The sequence below is a fragment of the Caballeronia sp. TF1N1 genome, from assembly GCF_022878925.1.
GTDB lineage: Bacteria > Pseudomonadota > Gammaproteobacteria > Burkholderiales > Burkholderiaceae > Caballeronia.
Genome location: NZ_CP084626.1, coordinates 2827719 through 2849334, shown reverse-complemented (window position 1 = coordinate 2849334; position 21616 = coordinate 2827719). Strand labels below are relative to the sequence as shown.

General features: G+C 61.6%; 16 protein-coding genes, 1 tRNA gene and 2 riboswitches. Of the genes, 11 read left to right on the top strand and 6 right to left on the bottom strand.

All coding sequences use genetic code 11. The features are described from left to right. Positions 1–11 precede the first annotated feature (11 nt). From LDZ28_RS13375 to LDZ28_RS13360, 4 genes are all read right to left on the bottom strand, one after another. On the bottom strand, positions 12–1079 hold the full coding sequence (locus LDZ28_RS13375; RefSeq protein ID WP_244826582.1) for a 3-oxoacyl-ACP synthase III family protein: 1068 nt from the start codon (positions 1077–1079) through the stop codon (positions 12–14). Continuing rightward, positions 1076–1312, bottom strand: coding sequence for an acyl carrier protein (locus LDZ28_RS13370; protein ID WP_244826581.1), 237 nt, complete (start codon positions 1310–1312; stop codon positions 1076–1078). Before LDZ28_RS13370 ends, LDZ28_RS13375 begins: the two co-directional genes overlap by 4 nt. A gap of 65 nt (positions 1313–1377) precedes the next feature. Next, on the bottom strand, positions 1378–2928 hold the full coding sequence (locus LDZ28_RS13365) for an amino acid adenylation domain-containing protein (RefSeq protein WP_244826580.1): 1551 nt from the start codon (positions 2926–2928) through the stop codon (positions 1378–1380). Positions 2929–3094: 166 nt separating this feature from the next. Then, entirely contained in the window at positions 3095–4267 is a 1173-nt protein-coding gene (locus tag LDZ28_RS13360) for a DegT/DnrJ/EryC1/StrS aminotransferase family protein (RefSeq protein WP_244826579.1), read from the bottom strand. A 290-nt stretch (positions 4268–4557) separates the two neighbouring features. Here LDZ28_RS13360 and LDZ28_RS13355 point away from each other — a divergent pair, with 290 nt between their 5' ends. After that, the gene (locus LDZ28_RS13355) at positions 4558–6795 is read left to right on the top strand and encodes a glycosyltransferase family 4 protein (RefSeq protein WP_244826578.1); all 2238 of its coding nucleotides are present in this window, start codon (positions 4558–4560) and stop codon (positions 6793–6795) included. A gap of 21 nt (positions 6796–6816) precedes the next feature. Here the strand turns inward: LDZ28_RS13355 and LDZ28_RS13350 are convergent. After that, positions 6817–6892, bottom strand: a tRNA-Arg gene (locus LDZ28_RS13350). Between the two features lie 304 nt (positions 6893–7196). Between LDZ28_RS13350 and LDZ28_RS13345 the strand changes: the two genes are divergently transcribed. Continuing rightward, positions 7197–8096 (top strand): cytochrome c5 family protein, encoded by a 900-nt coding sequence (locus LDZ28_RS13345; RefSeq protein WP_244826577.1) that lies wholly within the window; start codon positions 7197–7199, stop codon positions 8094–8096. 196 nt (positions 8097–8292) lie between these two features. On the opposite strand, the gene LDZ28_RS13340 is transcribed toward LDZ28_RS13345, so the two are convergent. After that, positions 8293–10380, bottom strand: a complete 2088-nt coding sequence (locus LDZ28_RS13340) for a UvrD-helicase domain-containing protein (RefSeq protein ID WP_244826576.1) — start codon at positions 10378–10380, stop codon at positions 8293–8295. A 311-nt stretch (positions 10381–10691) separates the two neighbouring features. Here LDZ28_RS13340 and LDZ28_RS13335 point away from each other — a divergent pair, with 311 nt between their 5' ends. From LDZ28_RS13335 to LDZ28_RS13295, 9 genes are all read left to right on the top strand, one after another. Continuing rightward, positions 10692–11735: an oxidoreductase gene (locus tag LDZ28_RS13335; RefSeq protein ID WP_244826575.1), complete on the top strand. Its 1044-nt coding sequence runs from the start codon at positions 10692–10694 to the stop codon at positions 11733–11735. A 451-nt stretch (positions 11736–12186) separates the two neighbouring features. Continuing rightward, a complete protein-coding gene (locus LDZ28_RS13330; protein WP_244826574.1) occupies positions 12187–12690 on the top strand; it encodes a hypothetical protein in 504 nt (167 codons plus the stop codon). Further along, positions 12687–13079 (top strand): hypothetical protein, encoded by a 393-nt coding sequence (locus tag LDZ28_RS13325; protein ID WP_244826573.1) that lies wholly within the window; start codon positions 12687–12689, stop codon positions 13077–13079. The genes LDZ28_RS13330 and LDZ28_RS13325 overlap by 4 nt, the downstream gene beginning before the upstream one ends. A gap of 105 nt (positions 13080–13184) precedes the next feature. Continuing rightward, a riboswitch (glycine riboswitch) is annotated at positions 13185–13298 on the top strand. Positions 13299–13320: 22 nt separating this feature from the next. After that, a riboswitch (glycine riboswitch) is annotated at positions 13321–13439 on the top strand. Between the two features lie 124 nt (positions 13440–13563). Continuing rightward, on the top strand, positions 13564–14685 hold the full coding sequence (gcvT, locus tag LDZ28_RS13320) for a glycine cleavage system aminomethyltransferase GcvT (RefSeq protein WP_244826572.1): 1122 nt from the start codon (positions 13564–13566) through the stop codon (positions 14683–14685). Between the two features lie 75 nt (positions 14686–14760). Beyond that, positions 14761–15141 carry a glycine cleavage system protein GcvH gene (gcvH, locus tag LDZ28_RS13315; protein ID WP_244826571.1) on the top strand — a complete coding sequence of 127 codons (381 nt, stop codon included), beginning with the start codon at positions 14761–14763 and terminating at the stop codon, positions 15139–15141. Between the two features lie 57 nt (positions 15142–15198). Continuing rightward, positions 15199–18129 (top strand): aminomethyl-transferring glycine dehydrogenase, encoded by a 2931-nt coding sequence (gene gcvP / locus LDZ28_RS13310; RefSeq protein ID WP_244826570.1) that lies wholly within the window; start codon positions 15199–15201, stop codon positions 18127–18129. 172 nt (positions 18130–18301) lie between these two features. Beyond that, the gene (locus tag LDZ28_RS13305; RefSeq protein WP_244828136.1) at positions 18302–19348 is read left to right on the top strand and encodes an alginate lyase family protein; all 1047 of its coding nucleotides are present in this window, start codon (positions 18302–18304) and stop codon (positions 19346–19348) included. A gap of 33 nt (positions 19349–19381) precedes the next feature. Next, positions 19382–20770 (top strand): L-serine ammonia-lyase, encoded by a 1389-nt coding sequence (locus LDZ28_RS13300; RefSeq protein ID WP_244826569.1) that lies wholly within the window; start codon positions 19382–19384, stop codon positions 20768–20770. Between the two features lie 152 nt (positions 20771–20922). Next, positions 20923–21420 carry a hypothetical protein gene (locus tag LDZ28_RS13295; protein WP_244826568.1) on the top strand — a complete coding sequence of 166 codons (498 nt, stop codon included), beginning with the start codon at positions 20923–20925 and terminating at the stop codon, positions 21418–21420. The last annotated feature ends 196 nt before the right edge of the window (positions 21421–21616 follow it).

Here is a 21616-nt window from a genome sequence, read left to right as displayed (position 1 = left end):
GGAAACTCCTGTCAGGGATATTGCACCATTTCACATACGTCCAGCGGTCCGAGACGCATGAGCATCGATCCCCATGTGAGACCGACGCCGAATCCGGCGAGACATACCAGCGCCTCGTGCTGCGTCAGGACTTCGCGCAGGTTTTCGACGGTTGCCATTGGAATCGTCACGCCGCTGCTATTGCCGTACTTTTCCACCACGTTCATGGGCAGCTTGCCGTACGGAATGCCTATCTTGTCCGCGAGCTTTTGCAGCATGAAGCGGTTGGGCTGATGGAACAGAAACCAGTCGATCTCGTCGATGGTCGTTTCCGCCTGATTCATCAGCGCCGTGATCATCGGCGGGACCTCCGTCTGGACGAACGTGAAGACCTCCGAGCCTTCCATCTTCAAATGATCCAGCGCACGAAAATTGTGATCGCCTTCGTCCCGCAACTCGGCCGTTGCCGGCGAACACGGCATGCGCATTCCGCCGGCGGGAATCATCAGGGCCGCGTGTCGCGTGCCGTCCATCTTCAGATTGGCATGGACCACGCGATCCGGCGCCGCCGATTCGACAATGGCGATGGACGCCGCGTCGCCAACCAGCGGATAGCTGTTGCGGTCCCTGGGCGAAGTCCTGCGGCTCATCACGTCGGCGTTGACGAGTGCGACGCGCCGGATATTCGGTTGTTCGAGCAGCATGAACGCCTGAATGAGACCGACGACGAAGCCCGCGCATCCCTGGTTGATGTCCATGCAGAACATGTCCTGCTTCAGGCCGAGTCGTCCCTGCACGATGCTGCTCGTCGGCGGCATCAGGTAGTCGGGCGTTTGCGTGACGAGCACGAGGGCATCGATTTCGTCACGAGCGATCACCTTTCTCGCGAACAACTGCTCCAGCCCGAAGACGGCGAGGTCCGACACGCAGGTATCGGCATCGACGAGACGGTGCTTGTCGTAGCCCATGACCTGCATGAGTTTGCGCGAGCGCGCCTCTGGAAAGTCGAAGCGCTTCATGTCCTCGACGAACGATTGCTCGCGAGCGGGCACGACGGTCAGCAGACTGCTGATGCGCTTGCCCTTGAAGAACAGGTTCACTGCGTCACTCCATATCTCGCGATGAGCAGGGAAATGGCCTGCACGTTGCGAAAGTGGTCGGGCACGATGTCGAGACCATCGATCGAAATGTCGAATTCGTCGTCGATGGTCGAGACCAGTGTCAGCATGTCGAACGAATCGAGCAAACCGTCTTCGAGAAAATCCTCGGACCGCGTGAAGTCGCTTTCGGGGCGCACGCTCTTGAGCAAGTCCATCAACTTTGCTGCCAACATAAATTCCACTCCGTGTTCGAATACCGGCGCCAATGCGACTTCTGTCGCGGCGAATCCAGCCTGTTTCACGCCTCGACGGCCGGGCGCGGCGCCGCTTGCTTTTGTGAGAGCGCGAGCCTGTCTATCTTGCCGTTGGGGTTTCGCGGCATGCTGTCGATACGCATAAAGGCGGTCGGCAGCATGTACTTCGGCAAGCGCGCGCCGAGCGCCGTGCGGATGGCGGCGGCGGAAACGTTCTCGTCCGATTCGAAATACAGCGCGATCTGTTTCTTCGCCGAGTCGTACACCACACATGCCTGCGCAATGCCTTCGATCTGCAACGCGGCGTGCTCGATTTCGCCAAGCTCGATGCGATAACCCAAATGCTTGATCTGATAGTCGCGGCGGCCGACGAACATGATCTCGCCGCGCTCGTTTCGATAAACCGTATCGCCCGTGCGATAAAGTCGGTCGGGATAATGCGGCTGCAGCGGATTCATCGTGAAGGCATCCGCCGTTTTCCGCGGATTGTTCCAGTATCCGAGCGCGAGCGAACTGCCACGCACGCACAACTCACCGTGCTCGCCGATGCGCGCGGCGCGCCCCTCGTCGGTCAGGATCAGCACATCCGAATTGCGGCAGGGAAAGCCGATGGGCAGCTTCTCGTCGTCGCCGAAGTCGCGCTCGACGATGAAGTACGTGCAATCCACCGTCGCCTCGATCGGCCCGTACAGATTCACGAACATGGCTTGCGGCAAGTGCTTGCGCCATATGTTCAGCGGCCGCGTGGGGAATACTTCGCCTGCGAAAAGAATCTTCTTCAGCGCGACGGGCGGCAAGCGTTCGAGCAGCGCCTGATTCGCGATGTTCACCATGATCGTGGGCACCCAGAAAATGAAACTGATGTTCTGATCGATCAGGTGCTGGAGAAGCGAAGCCGGGAAAGCCGCGATCTGTTCCGGGATCAGCGAGATGGTCGCGCCCTTCGCGAGACACAGGAAGAGTTCGAGCGAGTAAATATCGAAGTACAAAGGAGACAGGCTGCCGATCGTCTCGCTGCCATCGAGCGCCAGACGTTCGAATGCCCAGTCCATGAAGTCGATGGTCGCGCGATGATTGAGTGCAACGCCTTTCGGCACGCCCGTGGAACCCGACGTGTGGATGATGCAAAGCGGGTCCGTGTCGATGATATTGTCGAGGCACCAATCCAGTTCGACGTTCGACGAAGCGTGGTCCGTATGCCCCACGTCGTCGATAAGGAGAATGTGCTTGTCATCGATTCCGACTGCGTTCAAGGAAGACGCCAGCGCGGCGTTCGTCACGATGAGCGGTGCGTCCAGATTATCGAGAATTGCCTTGAGGCGGATGGCGGGCAGCTTGATGTCGAGATTGGCGTAGCAGTTTCCCGTGTAGACGATGCCCAAGTCGGCGAAGATGGTTTCGGCGCACTTCGGCAGAAACACGGCAATCGGATTGCGGATCGCATCGGTACGCGCGCGAATGGCGGCGGCGAATGCCTTCGCATGAACTTCGAGCTCGCGAAAGTTATAGCGCTTGTCGCCATCGACGATGGCGGTCTTTTCCGGCATACGTGCCAGCGCACCTCCTTCGAAATATTCGAGCACGTTGATCATCATGGTGCGGCCTGCGTCCTGAAAAAAGCATCGATAAAAGCGGTCGGGCTGACGCGCGTCGTCGTCATGCGGAACATCTAGCGCCGTGCGCCTTGCAGCCCGAATCTCAGGAAAAATTCTGCCATGTCGCTGCAAGACCTCATCGCGCGAACAGACGGTGATTTGACGGTCATTTCAGGTCGTGAGAGCGGCCGTTTGCAGCGCTCAAGATCGTCTCGACGACGAAGGCGACATGCTCGTCGCTCAAGGCCGGGTAGATCGGCAGACACAGTACCTTGCTGGCCGCATTGGCCGCGACCGGCAGATTCGCGCGGCTCGCCGAGGGAAGTCCGCGGTACATCGGGAAATCGGAGATAAGCGGATAAAAATAGCGGCGCGCATAGATCTGCCGACTGCGCAGATGTTCGTATAGCGCATCGCGGGTGAGCGAGAAATCGGCTTCGACGAGTATCGGAAAGTACGAGCAGTTGGCAACGGTCTGCGAGCCTCTTGGCAGGCAACGGATACCCGGCACATCGCGCAGCATTTCGCGGTACAGCGCGTCTATCTCTCGCCGGCGCGCGAGCGCATCTTCTATGTGTTCGAGTTGAACCAGGCCGAACGCCGCGTTGATCTCGCTCATCTTCGCGTTGATGCCGCTCGCCACCACCGTCGTTTCGTCGACGAAACCGAAGTTCTTGAGCTGGTCTATGCGCAGCTTGGTCTTTGCGTCCGGACAGACGATTGCGCCGCCTTCAAAAGTGTTGAACACCTTTGTCGCGTGGAAGCTGAGAACGGACAGATCGCCGTGCGCCAGGATGCTGCCCGCTTCGGTCTGCACGCCGAAGCCATGGGCGGCGTCGTAGATGACCTTCAGGTTGTAGTTGTCCGCGATCCGCTGGATTGCATCGACATCGCACGGATTGCCGTAGCAATGAACCGGCAGGATCGCCGTGGTCTGAGGCGTGATGGCCGCCTCGATCTTCGCGGGGTCGAGATTCAGCGTGACAGGATCGACATCGACGAATACGGGTTTGACGCCGTTCCACAACAGCGAATGCGCGGTCGCCACGAACGAGTACGGCGTCGTGATGACTTCGCCCGTGATGCGCAGCGCCTGCAGCGCCGTGACGAGCCCGAGCGTGCCATTGCTGAACAGCGAAAGATGCCGGACGCCTAAGTGTTCGCCGAGCGCCTGTTCGAAGCGCTGATGAAACGGCCCGCCGTTGGTCAGGACCTTGCTCTCCCAGATTTGCTCGAGGTAGGGCAAAAATTCCGCGAGCGGCGGCAGATGCGGCTGCGTGACGAACATTCGCTCCAGCGGCAGCGCGGAAACTGATTCGGGAGGCAGGCTGGCTGTCATGTCTTTCGTGTTCCGAGGGTGATGTTGTCGCCGCGCGGCTGGCGGCGTCCCATGCGCCAGCCGAAAACACCTATGCCGGCCTGTCAGGGCGATTCCGATGAATTATCTGGTCAAGGCCGCGCAGGCAATGCGGCGAGATAACGTGCCAAAACCGGTCTGTTCGCGTGATCGACGGGACGCGTCTGCCCGCAGACTTCACGCTCGGGAAGATCGACCGCGAAATGCCGGCGCTCCTCATCCATTCGTCGAACCGGCCGAAAGCCAGCAACCAGACCGCAAGGTAGTGCCACATGAACATCGCCAGCACCAGAGCTTCACGCAAGGGGCATCCGTACTACATCTATGCGCCGGCTTACCGGGAGTCATCGGCCGGGATCGTCGTGATGCACACGCTCTGTCACCTGCTCAATCGCGAGGGATACGACGCCTATATCTCCGCGACCGATGTCGTCAACCCACGGTTCGACACGCCGCTTGCCACATTCGAGGTGCAGGCCCGACACAGGTTGGAGGGCCGCATGCCGATCGTCGTCTATCCGGAGATCGTGTCGGGCAACCCGATGAATGCCGATGTATGCGTACGCTATATCCTCAACCACATCGGGTTCCTGTCAGGAAAGCCGCTCAACGAGGGCAAGGACGATCTGGTCTTCTATTTTTCGGAGAACTTCCTCGGTAGCGCGAACAAGAAGGACGTCGATTTTCTGTTCCTGCCCGTGATCGATACGGAGCTGTTCAAGCCCGATCCCACGGTCAAGAAGGACCGGACGTTCGTCTTCCATTACCGGCATCCGCTCGACAAGATCGACTTTTCGCTTTTCCCGCCCGGCACCGAACTACTGTCGATGGCGAACCCCGTGACGCTTCCCGAACTCGCGAAGAAGCTGCAAGGCGGCCGGGTGCTTTACTCCTACGAGCAGTCGTCTGTCTGTAACGAGGCCATGGCGTGCGGCTGCCCTGTCATCTACCTGCCCGAGGGCGGATTGAAGGCCGTGCCGGATCAGTTCGCCTTCGGCGTCAACGGGGCGGCCATGGCGAACGAGAAGAATGGCTACGCGCGCGCCCTGGCGACCGTGGACACGATATATCCGACCCTGGTGGCGCTCGGCAACGTGTTCCGGGCGGACCTGCCCGTGTTTCTGGAGAAGACTCAGGATGCGGCGCGAAAAGCGCTTCGGCGCCCGGCCGAACTGCGGGTTGCTTCGTCGAACGTGCCGAAGACCCCGAAACGGCGGATCGCGGCACTGACGACCGAGCCGGTCGCGCACCGCTGGTCGACATCGCGCGTCAAGAAGCCGTTCGAACTCCTGGCCGACCATTGGGAACTGATTTGGCCGATCCAGAACACCGAGGAGAAGATTGCGTCGGCCGACATCGTTTTGATGCAGCGGCGCTTTCCGATGGCCGCCACGCCCGAGCAACTCGAAGCGATCTTCGGGCTCGGCAAGCCGGTGATCTACGAGACCAACGAGCCGTATCACGACCTTCCCGAGACCCATCCGCTGCACTTCTTGAGCCGGCGCGCGGGCGAGAAGGTCGAGTACGTCATGCGCCGTGCGAACGCGCTGATCGTCACGACGCCGGCGCTAGCGGAGGCGATGCGTCCGTGGAATGGCAACATTCACGTGTTGCCGACGGGCGTGGACTTCGACCGCTTCTACAGTCCGGTCCGAATGAACGAGGAGAAGGTACGCATCGGCATCATGGGTTCGGCGACGAAGCCGTGCAATTTCGCAGTCATCGAACCGGCGCTGATGGCGCTTCGCGCGCGCTTCGCTGGCGACGTGCAATTCGTGTTCGTCGGCGCGCCGCCTCCGCCGGACTGGATGGGACAGCCGGATGTCACCCTGGTTGGCGTAGCCGAAACCTACGAGGAGCACGCGAAGGTCTTCCGGCAACTTGAACTCGATATCGGCCTCATGCCGCGTGCCGCGTCGGAAGTCGACAATGGCGAAGCGCGGACGGAATGGCTCGAATACGCGGCGGCAGGCGTGGCGACGCTCGGCAGCGAGCATCCCGCATACAGCGACCTGGTGCGCGATGCCTGTTCGGGCGTGCGTGTGGATTCGGCATCGGCCGATGCCTGGGTCACTGCGATCGCGAATTTGATCACCAACCCGGCGCAGCGCCGTAGCCTTGCACGTACGGCGCAAGCCATCGTCTACAAGAGCGGTTCAGTGCAGTCGCAACTGGCGCAATATCACGAAGTGTATTTGCGGGGCCTGGGGCTCAAGCTCGGTGGAGCGTCGGCAAGTGGACCGGAGCGGATTCCAGCCGTGTTGATTCTCGACCCGGAAGGAGATGCGCGGAAGGTGCAGGACAGCTTGCGACATCATGCGCGAGGTCCGCTCAGGAATCATATGACCGTGGTGCTGACGACGCAGGAGGGCGCGGTGCCGGAGTGGAGCGACAACCTGCGTTATCTGCAAGCCACGGTGGGCGAATTCTCGAGCGCCATGGAGCAGATTTGCGGGCATGATGAATTCGACTGGAAGGTCGTCACGGAAGCGGGCGTCGAGTTGATCTGAACGGCATTGCCGAGAACTACGTGGTGCGCCCGGCTGGGATCGAACCAGCAACCCCTGCCTTCGGAGGGCAGTACTCTATCCATTGAGCTACGGGCGCGTTGACGAGGATCTTGGCTGCGGGGGACGCTGGAGAAGCGTCTGCAAGACCCATGCTAATCCGAGAGAATACCTGTTTTCGATGAATCCGTCCATCGCGCGGCCCGCGCGAGCGCCTTTCGTGGAAGCTCGGAACCCGCGCCGGTTCGGGTAAACGCGCGTGAAACCAAAGCAGGCGGCCCACGCCCTGCGTTAAACGTTCCGTCTATAATCGACCGTGCCCTCATACAGAAGGAGGGCAATCGCGGTAGCCACACGCTGTCACTGAACCGACTCACCTAGAAAAAACGGGAGACGAGACAAGCATGAGCGAAGCACCCCACGGAGCCCCAATAAAAACACCCGGCCAACTCATCGCGGCGGTGATCGCGGGGTTTGGCATACCGGTCGCCATCATCATCCTGCTCGCGGTCTATGTGAATAACTCGACTCGCACCGGCGCCGGCACCGACCTCGAAGCTTCGGTCAAGGAACGTATCGCACCGGCCGCTCAAGTCGATATCCGCGACGCCAACGCGCCACGCGTCTACAAGACCGGCGAACAAGTCTTCAAGGCCGTGTGCTCGGCCTGTCACGCGGCAGGAACCGCAGGCGCGCCCAAGTTCGGCGATGCCAGCGCCTGGGCCCCGCGCATCAGCGAAGGCTACGACACGCTTCTGCATAACGCGCTCAACGGCAAGGGCGCCATGCCCGCGCGCGGCGGCACGAGCCCCGACGACTATAGCGACTTCGAAATCGCTCGCGCAGTCGTCTACATGGCCAACGACGGCGGCGCCAAGTTCCCCGAACCGGCTCAACCCGCTTCTGGCGCAACGGCAGGCGCCGCGGCTCCCGCAGCCGGAGCATCCGGCGCGGCGGCTGGCGCGAGTTCGACGGAGAACGCTCAGGCTGCGGCGGCAGTCGCCGCGCTGGCATCGGTGCCGCAGGCTGCTGCTCCGGCAGCGGGCGCGCAAAGCGCCGATGCATCGCAAGCCGGCAAGGCGCTCTATGAGCAGGTTTGTCAGGCGTGCCACGCGGCCGGCGTGCTCAACGCACCGAAGTTCGGCGACAAGGAAGCATGGGCGCCGCGCTTGAAAGATCCGATGGACACCGTCTACAACTACGCGCTGCACGGCAAGGGCGCGATGCCGGCGAAAGGCGGATCGAATGCATCCGATGCGGACGTGAAAGCCGCCGTCGATTACATGGTGAATGCTTCGAAGTGAATGGCGGCGGTAAAAGCACTGCGTGCGTGTGAGCGTCGCGGGGCTTTGCTTTTACAACGCAATATTCGTCGAACGAGGAGTTAGCCGGCTTGCCTTTCGACGGTAGCCGCCGGGACCGCGTCTGCAGCTTGATAGCGCAGAAAATCTCACGCATACGCTCGACGCGCTTCAAGACTGCCGAACGCGCCAGCGCTCATCACCCCTTCTGCAACATCGCCTTCAACATCGCCATCCGATCCTTCGGCGACAACGGCGCTTCTTCGGCCGTCGGCGGCGGTGCATCGTCGAGCAGCATCTCGGGGATGAAGCGCGATGGCTCGCACACCACCGTTTCCCGCGCGCGCTTGCGCTTCTTGCACCAGTTCAGATGCAGGCTGCGCTGCGCCCGCGTGATCGCCACATACATGAGCCGCCGTTCTTCCTCGATACGCGCGGAATCCACTGGCGCGTCATCGTCCGAACTGCCGCGATGCGGCATGATGCCTTCCTCCACGCCCACCAGAAACACGTGCGGATATTCGAGCCCCTTCGACGCATGCACCGTCGATAGCCGCACCGCGTCCGGATCTTCATCGCGGCCTTCGAGCATGGACATCAGCGCGACGGTTTGAATCAGGCCGAGCAGATTCTTGCCGTCATCCGAAAGACCGTCGGCCGTATCGAACCCGGTCTGTTCCGCTTCCGCCGATGGCTCCGGCTTCGTGCCCTTACGCTTGAGCCACTCGCAGAATTCGAGAACGTTCTGCCACTTCGATTGCGCCTGCCGTTCGTCGTAGGCATCGTAGAGATACGCTTCGTAGTGGATCGCTTCCATCATGTCGTCGAGCACGGTGCTCGCCGGATCGCGCGCGGCGCGGTCCGACAGCCTGCGAATCCACTCGCAAAACGTGCGCAGCGGTTCCACTTGCCGCGCCGACAAGCGCGCCTCGATACCGCCCATGAACACGGCCTCGAAGAGCGACACCTTCGCCGCGCCGGCGAACGCGCCGAGCGCTTCGAGCGTCGTGTTGCCGACACCGCGGCGCGGCGTCGTGATCGCGCGGATGAACGCGGGATCGTCGTCGGGATTCGCGATCAGCCGCAAATACGCGATGATGTCCTTGATCTCGGCGCGGTCGAAAAACGACTGCCCGCCCGACAGCACGTACGGAATGCGCTCACGCCGCAAAACCTGTTCGAAGATGCGCGCCTGAAAGTTGCCGCGATACAGAATGGCGTAGTCGCGAAACGCCGCGCGCCGTTCGAACTTGTGCGCCGACAGCCGGAACACGACGGACTCCGCTTCGTGCTCTTCGTCATTGCAACCGGTCACGGTGATGCTGTCGCCCATGCCGTGCTCGGACCAGAGCTTCTTCTCGAACAGTTTGGGATTGTTGGCGATCACATTGTTCGCCGCTGTCAGAATCCGCACCGTCGAGCGATAGTTCTGCTCCAGCTTCACCACATGCAGTTTCGGGAAGTCCTTGCTCAACTGCCCGAGGTTTTCCAGCGTGGCGCCGCGCCAGCCGTAAATGGCCTGATCGTCGTCGCCCACGGCGGTGAAGGCGGCGCGCGGACCAGCCAGCAGCTTCAACAACTCGTACTGACAGGCGTTGGTGTCCTGATACTCGTCGATCAAGAGATATCGCAGACGGTTCTGCCACTTGTCGCGAACCTGCTCGTTTTCGGCGAACAGTTGCGCGGGACGCAGGATGAGATCGTCGAAATCCAGCGCCTGATACGCATGCAAGGTCGCCGCGTAGCTCCGATAAACAATCGCCGCCTGATGCTCGTCTTCGTTATTCGCGAGCACGGACGCCTGATCGGGCGAGACCATCGCGTTCTTCCACAGCGAGATGATCGACTGCACCTTGCGGATCAAGCCCTTGTCGGTCGTGCCGAGCTGCTCCTGAACCATGCCGAAGCAATCGTCCGAATCCATGATGGAGAACTGCGGTTTAAGGCCGACATGTTCCGCTTCCTGACGCATGATCTGCACGCCGAGCGAGTGAAACGTGCAGATGGTCAACTGATTCACGGGCACCTTGCGGCCTTCCTTGCCGGGCGTCGTGAGCGTTTTGCCTTCGAGCAGCTTCGCGGTGCGCTCGCGCATTTCGAGCGCGGCCTTGTTGGTGAAGGTGAGGGCGGCAATGTGCCTAGGCTCGAAGCCGCGTCCTTCGATCAGATGCGCGATCTTCTGCGTGATCACGCGCGTCTTGCCGCTGCCCGCACCGGCGAGCACGAGACAGGGACCGTCGAGATAGCGCACGGCTTCGCTTTGCGCGGCGTTCAGACCTGCGGACATCGTTTTGGACTTTGAGTTGAGGCTCGCGGCGGCGCCGGTGCCTGATGGACTGCGCGCATCGCAGCGACGCGCGTGCGACCGCAAAAAATGCGCGAGAGCGCGATGTTAACACGATAGAACGCGACGGGTTTTGGCCCTCGTTCGTTCGGACGATGGGTGGCGCTCGCGATTGCGTCTTGTCGCCGAACGGGACCATCGTCCGTCAATCGGTGGATGATCGTGACGCCGCCGTGAACGACGCACCGAGCGCGCCGCGTCCAACTGACATGCCACAATATCCAGCCGGATTACCGATTCAAAGGACGCCAAGCATGAGTTCAAAACTGAAAGTCGGCGTGATGGGCTATGGTCTGGCGGGCGCGACGTTTCACGCGCCGGTCATCGAACACTGCGGCCGCGCGGAGGTGACGGCCATCGCGACGAGCCAGGCCGAGCGCGCCGAGGCCGATTATCCCGATGCACGGATCGTCGCCGATTTCGATGCGCTCCTTGCCATCGACGCGCTCGATTGCATCGTCATCGCCACGCCTAACGACACGCACTTCGACCTCGCGCATCGCGCGTTGTCGGCGGCCAAGCATGTGGTCGTCGACAAACCCGTGACGCTTTCCTCGCGCGATGCCCGCACGCTCGCCGATCTCGCCGCATCGCGCGGGCTTCTGTTCGCGCCGTTCCACAATCGCCGTTGGGATGGCGATTTCATGACCGTGCGCGCGTTGATCGAAAGCGGGCGGCTTGGGCGCATCACGCATTACGAATCGCATTTCGACCGCTTTCGTCCGAAAGTGCCGCAGCGCTGGCGTGAGGAAGCATCGCGCGGCGGCGGCTTGCTGTTCGATCTCGGGCCGCATCTGATCGATCAGGCGCTCACGTTGTTCGGCGCGCCCGCGACGGTGACGGCGTTCGTGAAGGCGCATCGCGACCACGCGCATGCGCCGGATTACGTGCATCTCGTGCTCGGCTATGCGGATAAGGAAGTCGTTCTGCATGCAAGCGCGCTCGCGGCGCTCGATCCGCCGCGTTTCACGATTCACGGCACGCGCGGCAGCTATGTGAAGAGCGGGGTCGATGTGCAGGAAGATCAACTGCGCTCCGGCATGCGGCCGGGGCATTCGGAATTCGGCAAGAACCCGCCGGGCTTGCTGCGCGAAGTCGATGGCGATCACGATCTGCGTCAGGCTTTCGCCACCCGCGACGGAGCGTATGTGGAGTTTTATCGGGCGTTGGCGGGGGCCGTGTCGGATGGCAAACCGTTCCCCGTTAAGCCGCAGGATGCGGTGGATGTGATGGCGATCATCGAGCTGGCTATTCAGAGTGAAAAGGAAGGGCGGCGGGTAGAGTTTGTTCGACATTGACGAGGCGGCTTTTGCGCTCACTCGAACGATTGCGGCAATAATTCCGTGCCTTCCAGCAGGGGCATTTAATTCACATTAAAGAGACAAACGCCTGGCGCGATCGAGGCGGTAGTATTTCGAATCGACCGCAAACGAATATCCGGAGTGCGTTCCCTTGAATGTCCCGAAAGCTGTTGCAACAGAGTGGCTATGCGATCTGATCGATATGGTGATCACGGCGCAGAGCAACGAATTCCAGGTAAGGCGCATCGAGCGAGAAGCGCTTGCGTTCTTGAGCAAGGGCCGCGAACGTCCTGAGATATGTTGGCTCGTACTCGCATTCACCGCGTTCCTCCGTGGTGATCGCGACGAATGCGTTCGTTGCTCCGAAGCCGCGCAGGCATTGGCGAGGCATCACGTCACCATTCTGACCAATGTGGCGTCGCTAATGTGCGATCTCGGAGAGCCGCGCATGGCGGTGAACTACGCGCGCTTGCTCGCCGATACGCAGCGTAGCGACCCGACAAGCCGGATCAAGGCAGCGCGTGTATTCGTCACGGCGCTGCATGCCGAAGAGGCGGCGGCAATCATGCTTGCTCATGATCTCAATGCAACCGTTGCCGAAGGCGATGCGGAGCTACCGCGCGACATCGAAGCGACGGCACAGATCTTTCTTCGTTGCGGCGTCGATGCCGAGCAACGGCTTGCTTTGTTGGAAACGGCGGTCGAAGCAATCCGCTCGCAGGGCTGCATGATTCGCGGCAGCAGGTTGATGATTTACGACGACACAACGAGATACGAGCTTTATGTCGACGAAACTGCAAGCCAGTGTGGAAACGTCAACTTCGCGATTGCCGAGGCATTGACCACGACCTTCGATAACGCGTACCCAGAGGTGATTACCTTCGTCTGTCGCCCTGTTGGTTCGCTTAGTGCGCTTGCATCCCGCAGTGCGCTAACGGAGGTGGTGCAATGAGCATCCAGGTTTCCGATCTGCTGCATCTGGCGCAGCAGTTGTCGGCAGGCAATAGCGAATGCGAATGGCGATCCGGCGCGTCGCGAGCTTATTACGCCGCTTATCACAAAACGCTTGCCGTGGCGGACGCCTGCTTGCCGTCAACGCGCGAGGTTGCCGGTCAACATGAACGGCTGACAAATCGGCTCATGACCGTAGGGAACAAAGGCCGGGCGCTGGCCTACGTGCTCATCGACCTGAAAAAAGTGCGTACGCACGCGGATTACCATCTCACGGAGCCGTTTAGTCAGCACGACGCCACCGACCTCGTCGCGAGCTGTCTGGCGTTCTTGCCGAAAACCGATGCATTTCAGGGGCAAATCAACTCGACCCTGTCAACGACGTTCTGAGGCCGACGCATGGCGAGGCATCGTCGCCAGCCACAACCCGCTCCACCGCACACTCAGCCCCGTCCGAATCCGTTTGACAAGCCTAATTCGGTCGCGTAAATTCGGCCGCACGCGTCGGGAGAGCGCGTGGCTTCTGTCGATTCAAAGATCGCCAAGCGAGCCGCGCCGCCGAAGGGGCACACCCACAAACTCTCAGGCAAAAGGACCGGCCGCGTCGAAGAAATCGCCCTTTCGGGCAATTTTTTCGCACTCTGGAGAGCGGCAGCGGCATCGAACGATGTCAGCAGCCCACCGAAGGGGCGCGCGACGGATTTTTTTGATCCGCGCAATCTCTCAGGTACCGAGGACAGAGGGGTCACGCATCGCAACCGCCAGCCGGTATGCGCTTTGCGCTGCTGAAAGTCAGCGAGCAAAGGCATAGTCGCGGCGAAGGCAGATATCTGCGCGCTGCGTGGCCTTTTTTGTTTCGCGAACCGAGGCCCCGATGACCGCTCTTCAACACACGCCCTTGCATGCCGCCCACCTCGCGCTCAACGCGCGCATGGTCGATTTCGGCGGCTGGGACATGCCCGTCAACTACGGTTCGCAAATCGACGAACATCACGCCGTCCGAACCGACGCGGGCATGTTCGACGTATCGCACATGCGCGTCGTCGATTTCGACGGCGACGCCGTTCGGCCCTTCTTTCTGCACGCCATCGCCAATAACGTCGACAAGCTGACAACGCCCGGTCGCGCACTGTATTCGTGCCTGCTCAAGACCGACGGCGGCGTCATCGACGATCTGATCGTCTACTACTTCTCCGAAACGAGTTTCCGCGTGGTCGTGAACGCGAGCACGGCGGATAAAGACATCGCGTGGTTCCAGCAACTGAACGCGGAAGGTGGTTTCGATCTGTCGATCCGCCCGCGCGGCGATTTCGGCATCATCGCGGTGCAAGGTCCGAATGCACGCGAAAAGGTCTGGCAAGTGCTGCCGCAGACGCGCGCCGAAACCGAATCGCTCAAACCCTTCAATGCGGCGAAGTTCGCAACCACGCCCTTCGGCGAACTGATGCTCGCGCGCACCGGCTACACGGGCGAGGACGGCTTCGAGATCGTGGTTTCCGCCACGCACGTGGAAGCGCTGTGGAACGCGCTCCGTGAAGCCGGCGTGAAGCCCGCAGGCCTCGGCGCACGCGACACCTTGCGTCTCGAAGCCGGCATGAATCTCTACGGCCAGGACATGGATGAAACCGTGTCGCCGCTCGACGCCGGCCTCGCCTGGACCGTCGACCTGAAGACCCCGCGCGATTTCGTCGGCCGCGCCGCGCTCGAAGCGAACGGCTCGCAGTCGAACTTCGTCGGGCTCGTGCTCATCAAGGAGAACGGGCGTGCGGCTGGCGTGCTGCGCGCGCATCAGAAGGTCGTCACGGCGCACGGCGAAGGCGAGATCACGAGCGGCACGTTTTCGCCGTCGATGCAGGAGTCGATTGCGTTCGCTCGCGTCCCGACGCAAGTGGCGATCGGCGATACGGTGCAAGTGCTCATCCGCGACAAGCAAGTTGCCGCGCGCGTGGTAAAACTTCCGTTCGTGCGCAACGGCAAGACGCTCGTGAGCCTTTGAGGCCCGACAGCGGACGAACGTGGCGCGCGCCATCCGATCACGAACCCCACGAACGAATTACGCAAGGAGCATCCAATGAGCATCCCGGCCGATCTGAAATATACCGAATCGCATGAATGGGTCCGCGCCGAATCCGACGGCACACTGACCATCGGCATTACCGATCACGCGCAAGAAGCGCTGGGCGACATCGTGTTCGTCGAACTGCCCGCGGCGGGCAAGGCAGTCGCGGCGGGCGACGCCATCGCGGTGATCGAATCCGTGAAAGCGGCATCCGATATTTACGCGCCGGTGTCGGGCGAAGTCGTCGCCGCGAACGACGCGTTGACTTCGTCGCCGGATTCGGTGAATGGCGCACCGTACGAAAGCTGGCTCTTCAAGATCAAGCCGGCCGCCGACGCCAGTCTCGACAAGCTGCTCGACGCCGAAGGCTACGGCAAGTCGATCGGCGAATAACTCATCTCAATGACGAAAGCGGTTGCGTTTCCAACCGGCCGCTTTGCAGGAATTCACATGAAGCTCGAACATCCGGATCACCTGATGAACCGCACCTCCCTGTCCCTCGCCGCGCTCGAATGCCATGACGCATTCGCGGCACGGCACATCGGTCCCGGCGATGCCGATCAGCGCGCCATGCTCGACGCGCTCGGGTTCGCATCGCGCGCGGCGTTCATCGACGCGGTGATTCCGGAATCGATCCGCCGCCAGGAAACGCTGCCGCTCGGCGCGTTCACGCAGCCGAAAAGCGAAGCGGAAGCGCTCGCGTCGCTGCGCAAGCTGGCGAACGAGAATCTCGTGTTTCGCACGTATATCGGCCAGGGTTATTACGGCACGCACACGCCGGGCGTGATCCTGCGCAACGTGCTGGAAAATCCGGCGTGGTACACGGCTTATACGCCGTATCAGCCCGAGATTTCGCAAGGGCGTCTGGAAGCGCTTCTGAACTTTCAGCAGATGGTGATGGATCTCACGGGCCTCGCCATCTCGAACGCGTCGCTGCTCGACGAAGCCACCGCCGCCGCCGAAGCCATGACGCTTCTGCAACGCGTCGGCAAGCCGAAATCGAACGTGTTCTATGTGGCCGACGACGTGCTGCCGCAGACCATCGAAGTGGTGAAGACACGCGCTAAGCCGGCGGGCATCGACGTGCGGGTGGGACCGGCCGCGGATGCCGCGAGCGCGAACGCATTCGGCGTGCTGCTGCAATATCCCGGCGCGAATGGCGACGTTCGCGACTACCGCGCGCTCGCCGAAGCGGTGCATGCGGCGGGCGGTTACGTGATCGCCGCAGCCGACTTGCTGGCGCTCACGCTCATCACGCCGCCGGGCGAATGGGGCGCGGACGTGGCTATCGGCAATACGCAGCGTTTCGGCGTGCCGGTAGGCTTCGGCGGTCCGCACGCGGCGTACATGGCCGTGCGCGACGAATTCAAGCGTCAGATGCCGGGCCGTCTCGTCGGCGTGACTATCGACGCGCAAGGCAATTCCGCGCTGCGTCTCGCGCTGCAAACGCGCGAACAGCATATTCGCCGCGAGAAGGCGACGTCGAATGTCTGCACGGCGCAGGCGCTGCTCGCGATCATGGCGAGCATGTACGCGGTCTATCACGGCCCTGAGGGTCTCAAGACCATTGCGCTGCGCGTGAATCGCGTCGCGTCGGTGTTCGCGGCGGGCGTGCGAAAGCTCGGCTACGCGCTGACCAACGACACGTTCTTCGATACCGTGACCATCGAAAGCGGCGCGAGCACCAACGCGCTGCATCAGGCCGCTTACGCCGCGCATGTGAATCTGCGTCATGTGAGCGCGAATCGCGTCGGTGTGTCGCTCGATGAAACCACGACGCGCGACGATCTCACGAAGCTCTTCGCGCTGTTTGCCGAAGTCGCGGGCAAGAACGAGACGTTCGATATCGACGCGCTCGATGCATCGCTTGCCGATCCATTGCCCGCAGATCTCAAGCGCACGAGCGAATACCTCACGCATCCGGTTTTCAATCGCCATCATTCCGAGCACGAAATGCTGCGCTATCTGCGCAGTCTCGCGGACAAGGACCTCGCGCTCGACCGCACGATGATCCCGCTCGGCTCCTGCACGATGAAGCTCAACGCGACCTCCGAAATGCTGCCGGTCACGTGGCCCGAGTTCGCGCAGATTCATCCATTCGCGCCGGCGGAACAGACGGTCGGCTATCGCACGATGATCGATCAGCTCGAACAGATGCTTGTCGCGTGCACCGGCTATGCGGCGGTGTCGTTGCAGCCGAACGCCGGTTCGCAGGGCGAATACGCCGGCTTGCTCATCATTCACGCGTATCACGAGTCGCGCGGCGAAGGGCATCGCAATGTGTGTCTGATTCCGGCGTCCGCGCACGGCACGAATCCGGCTTCGGCGCAGATGGCGGGCATGCAGGTCGTCGTCGTTGCATGCGATACGAACGGCAACGTCGATATCGAAGACCTGAAGGCGAAGGCCGAAAAGCATTCGGCGAATCTCGCGGCGATCATGATCACGTATCCGTCGACGCATGGCGTGTTCGAGCGCAACGTCCGCGAAATCTGCGAGATCGTGCACGCGCACGGCGGCCAGGTGTATGTCGACGGCGCAAACATGAATGCGATGGTCGGCCTCACCGCGCCCGGCCAGTTCGGCGGCGATGTCTCGCATCTGAACTTGCACAAGACGTTCTGCATTCCGCACGGCGGCGGCGGACCGGGCGTGGGTCCGGTAGCGGTTGGCGCGCATCTGGCCAAGTTTCTGCCGAATCAGGCTTCGACCGGTTACAAGCGCGATGACGCGGGCATCGGCGCGGTATCGTCGGCGCCTTACGGCTCGGCCGCGATCTTGCCGATCTCGTGGATGTATATCGCGATGATGGGCGCGGAAGGTCTCACCGCCGCCACGGCAAGCGCGATTCTTGCGGCCAACTACGTCGCGAAGCGCCTCGCGCCGCATTATCCGGTGCTGTATAGCGGGCCGGGCGGGCTCGTCGCGCACGAATGCATTCTCGATGTCCGGCCGATCAAGGAATCGAGCGGCATCTCGGTGGAAGACGTGGCCAAGCGTCTGATCGACTACGGCTTCCACGCGCCGACGATGAGCTTTCCGGTGCCCGGCACGCTGATGGTGGAACCGACCGAATCGGAGTCGAAGGAAGAGCTGGATCGCTTCATCGACGCGATGATCGCCATTCGCAACGAGATTCGCGCGGTGGAAGAAGGCAGCGCGGATCGCGAAGACAACGTGCTGAAGAACGCGCCGCACACGGCGGCGGTCGTTACGTCGGATGCGTGGGACCACAAGTACACGCGTGAAGCGGCGGCGTATCCGCTGAAGTCGCTCGTGACGCGCAAGTATTGGTCGCCGGTTGGCCGCGCGGATAACGCGTATGGCGACCGCAATCTGATGTGCTCGTGCGTGCCGATCTCGGAGTACGCGGACGAGTAATCGATCAAAACCGCGGAACCGCCCGGAAACGTCAAGCATTGTCGGGCGGTTTTGCAGCGCGAGTCAGAAGGGCTAACATCTCACCCCGGACCAAAAGCCAAAACAGGGAGTTCATATGGCGACAAGGGTGCGAGAGGTGAACGAGACGAAGCGCTTCCATGCCGCGCGATTCATGCTGTGGGCGTTGGCTTGCGCCGCGCCGTCCGCGCATGCGGCGATGAATTTCTGCGCCGCGCCCGCCATGCAGACGAGCGAGCGCACCAATGCCGATCCCGGCGTGAAGGCGCTCGTGCAGATGGTGCAATCGCACGTCAACGACCAGCCGAAGCCGCTCGCGAAATTGCATACCGAAGGCACGCTGCCGCACGAAGGCATACGTGACGAGAGCATCGAAGCCGAAAAGGATCTCGGCTTGATGCGCGATGCCGCGCTCGCCTGGCGCGCGACCGGCGACGAGCGTTATCTGCGTCTCGTCGACCGCTTTCTGTTCGCGTGGACGACAACGTATCAGCCGAGTTTCAATCCGATCGACGAGACCAACTTCGAGTCGCTGATCCTCGCCTACGATCTGACCGCGAGCGCGTTGCCGGTGAAGACGCGCAACGCGGCGAACGCGTTCATCACGAAGATGGTGACGGGCTACGTCGCCGACATGGACAAGCAGAAGCGCCCGCTCACGGGCACGTATCGGAACAACTGGCAGAGTCATCGCGTGAAGCTGGTGGCGATGGGCGCATTCACCATCGACGACCGCAAGCTCATCAACGCGGCGCAGCGGCTGTTCGTCGAGCATATCGGCGACAACATCGCGCCGGATGGGTCGACCGTCGATTTCGCCGAACGCGATGCCTTGCGCTACGTCACCTACGATCTTCAGCCGCTCGTGACGGCGGCGCTGGCCGCGCGACGGCATAACCGCAACTGGCTGCCGGAGCGCGCGCAGTCGGGCGCAACGCTCGCGCAAGCGCTCAACTGGCTTACGCCTTATGCGCTCGGCACCCGCACGCATGACGAATTCGTGCATTCGACCGTGCCTTTCGATGCCAAGCGTCGCGAAGCCGGATTGCCGGGATTCTCGGGTCAGTGGGACCCGAAGAACTCGGCGGAACTCTTTCATCTCGCGGCGCGTCTCGACGGCCGTTATGCGCCGGTGGCGTTGCGGCTCGCGCCGACGCCGCCTGCGTGGCTCGCGGTGTGTCTGCCGTTGCCGGCGCGATGATCCCGTCTCAAGCAGCTCAAGCAAGGAGCATTCATGGCAGTCAGCGTATTCGACCTCTTCAAGATCGGCATCGGACCTTCGAGTTCACATACCGTGGGCCCGATGCGCGCCGCGCTGATGTTCGCGCAAGGGCTCGAACGCGATGGGCTGCTGGACGCGGTGGCATCGGTGAAATGCGAGCTGTACGGATCGCTCGGTGCGACGGGTAAAGGCCACGGCACGGACCGCGGCGTCATGCTCGGCTTGATGGGCGATGCCCCCGACACGGTCGATGCGGGCACCATCGCGCCGCGCCTCGAAACCGTACGCACGTCCAGGACGCTCGCGCTGCTCGGCACTCACAAGATTCCGTTCACGCTGAAGGAGAACATTGCGTTCTATCGGCAGGCGTTGCCGGAGCATCCGAACGGCATGAAGCTGCACGCATTCGATGCGAGCGGCGAGCCGTTGCACGAGGCGACATATCTGTCGGTGGGCGGCGGCTTCGTGGTGACGGCGGGCGCGGCGAACACGGCGGTGCTTACGGCCATCGAACACTTGCCCTACGCCTTCAAGACGGGCGATGAGTTGATGAAGATGTGCGCCGATTCGGGCAAGTCCATCGCGCAACTGATGTGGGAAAACGAGCGCGTGTGGCGTAGCGAGGACGAGATTCGCGCGGGCTTGTTGCGAATCTGGGACGTGATGCAGGATTGCGTCGCGCGCGGCTGCGGCATCGGCAATCCGGATGCGGATGGGCATCTGCCGGGTCCGTTCCAGGTGAAGCGGCGTGCGCCGGTGTTGTATCGCGCGCTCGCCGGCAAACCCGAGCAGGCGCTGCGCGATCCGCTATCGATGATGGACTGGATCAACCTCTACGCCATCGCCGTGAATGAAGAGAACGCGGTCGGCGGCCGAGTGGTTACGGCGCCGACGAACGGCGCGGCGGGCATCATTCCGGCGGTGCTGCATTACTACGATCGGTTTTTGCCGGGATCGAATGCGCAGGGCGTGATCGATTTTCTGCTGACGGCGGCGGCCATTGGCATCCTCTACAAGATGAATGCGTCGATTTCGGGCGCGGAAGTGGGATGTCAGGGCGAAGTGGGCGTTGCGTGCTCGATGGCCGCCGGGGGACTTGCGGCGGTGATGGGCGGCACGCCCGCGCAGGTGGAGAACGCGGCGGAAATCGGCATGGAGCACAACCTTGGGCTCACGTGCGACCCGGTGGGCGGCATGGTGCAGATTCCGTGCATCGAACGTAACGCGATGGGGTCGGTGAAGGCTGTCAACGCGGCGCGCATGGCGATGCGTGGCGATGGATCGCATTATGTTTCGCTGGATTCGGTCATTAAAACCATGCGCGAGACAGGGGCGGATATGAAGACGAAGTATAAGGAGACTTCGCGGGGTGGGTTGGCGGTGAATATCGTGGAGTGTTGAGGCTCCAAGCAGAAATTGTCAGGGCGATTGAAAAATTCGGTGGACGAAGCAGTTTCCATCACGCAAGGCGGTTAGCATCGATAGAACTAAAACGAATCTATCGACTGCTCCTTCGGTGCGACGCGGTCGGTTCAAATACTTGAGAGACCGCCTTGCTTCCACAGGATCTTGCTGCGCATAAGCAAGTGCGCAAAACGCTGACCGGCTCGCCAAAGTTCAAGCAGATGGTCAAGAACAAGTGGCCGAAGCCATTTAATCGGATGGCGAGGCCGCGCGTTCACGCCACCGAACTCATTCGCGTGTCGGACGACCACTTCGTATTGTTCGTTTGGCGCGACGGAGAACAACTCGAAGACCGCGCGTTCTACGCGCATCTGCTTTGCTCGCTGCCGAAGGGCGATCTCTATCCCTTGCTCGAGTTTCACTACCATCCAAGCCATAAGGGTTTGCACTGCAAGGTGCCGTGTCGGACGACAAGCGATTATCGGAACCGCTTGCTGCCGGGCGCGCCGGAGCTTAACCTTAAGTCGTCGAAACGTTTCGATCCACGTGCGGAAAATGATCGTGGCGCTTTGATCGTGTTGTTCTGCAAGGCGACGGGCATCACGATCTCAAACGAGCAAGACGGCCAGGGCGACTTATTGTGCTAGCAGACACACTTAAACAAACAATCTGCGCGCTATTCGAAGTTCACGCTGACTCGAACGGCGTGTATCGCGTCATTACGCCGCTCGAATATCCGGGAACAGGCGATCGCGTGGTGGTGCGTATTCGTTCTCGCGACGACGGTTTTGTGCCTCTTTTGAATTCTCAGTGGGTGGTTTGGCGGGTCAAGGGCGGGCGTAA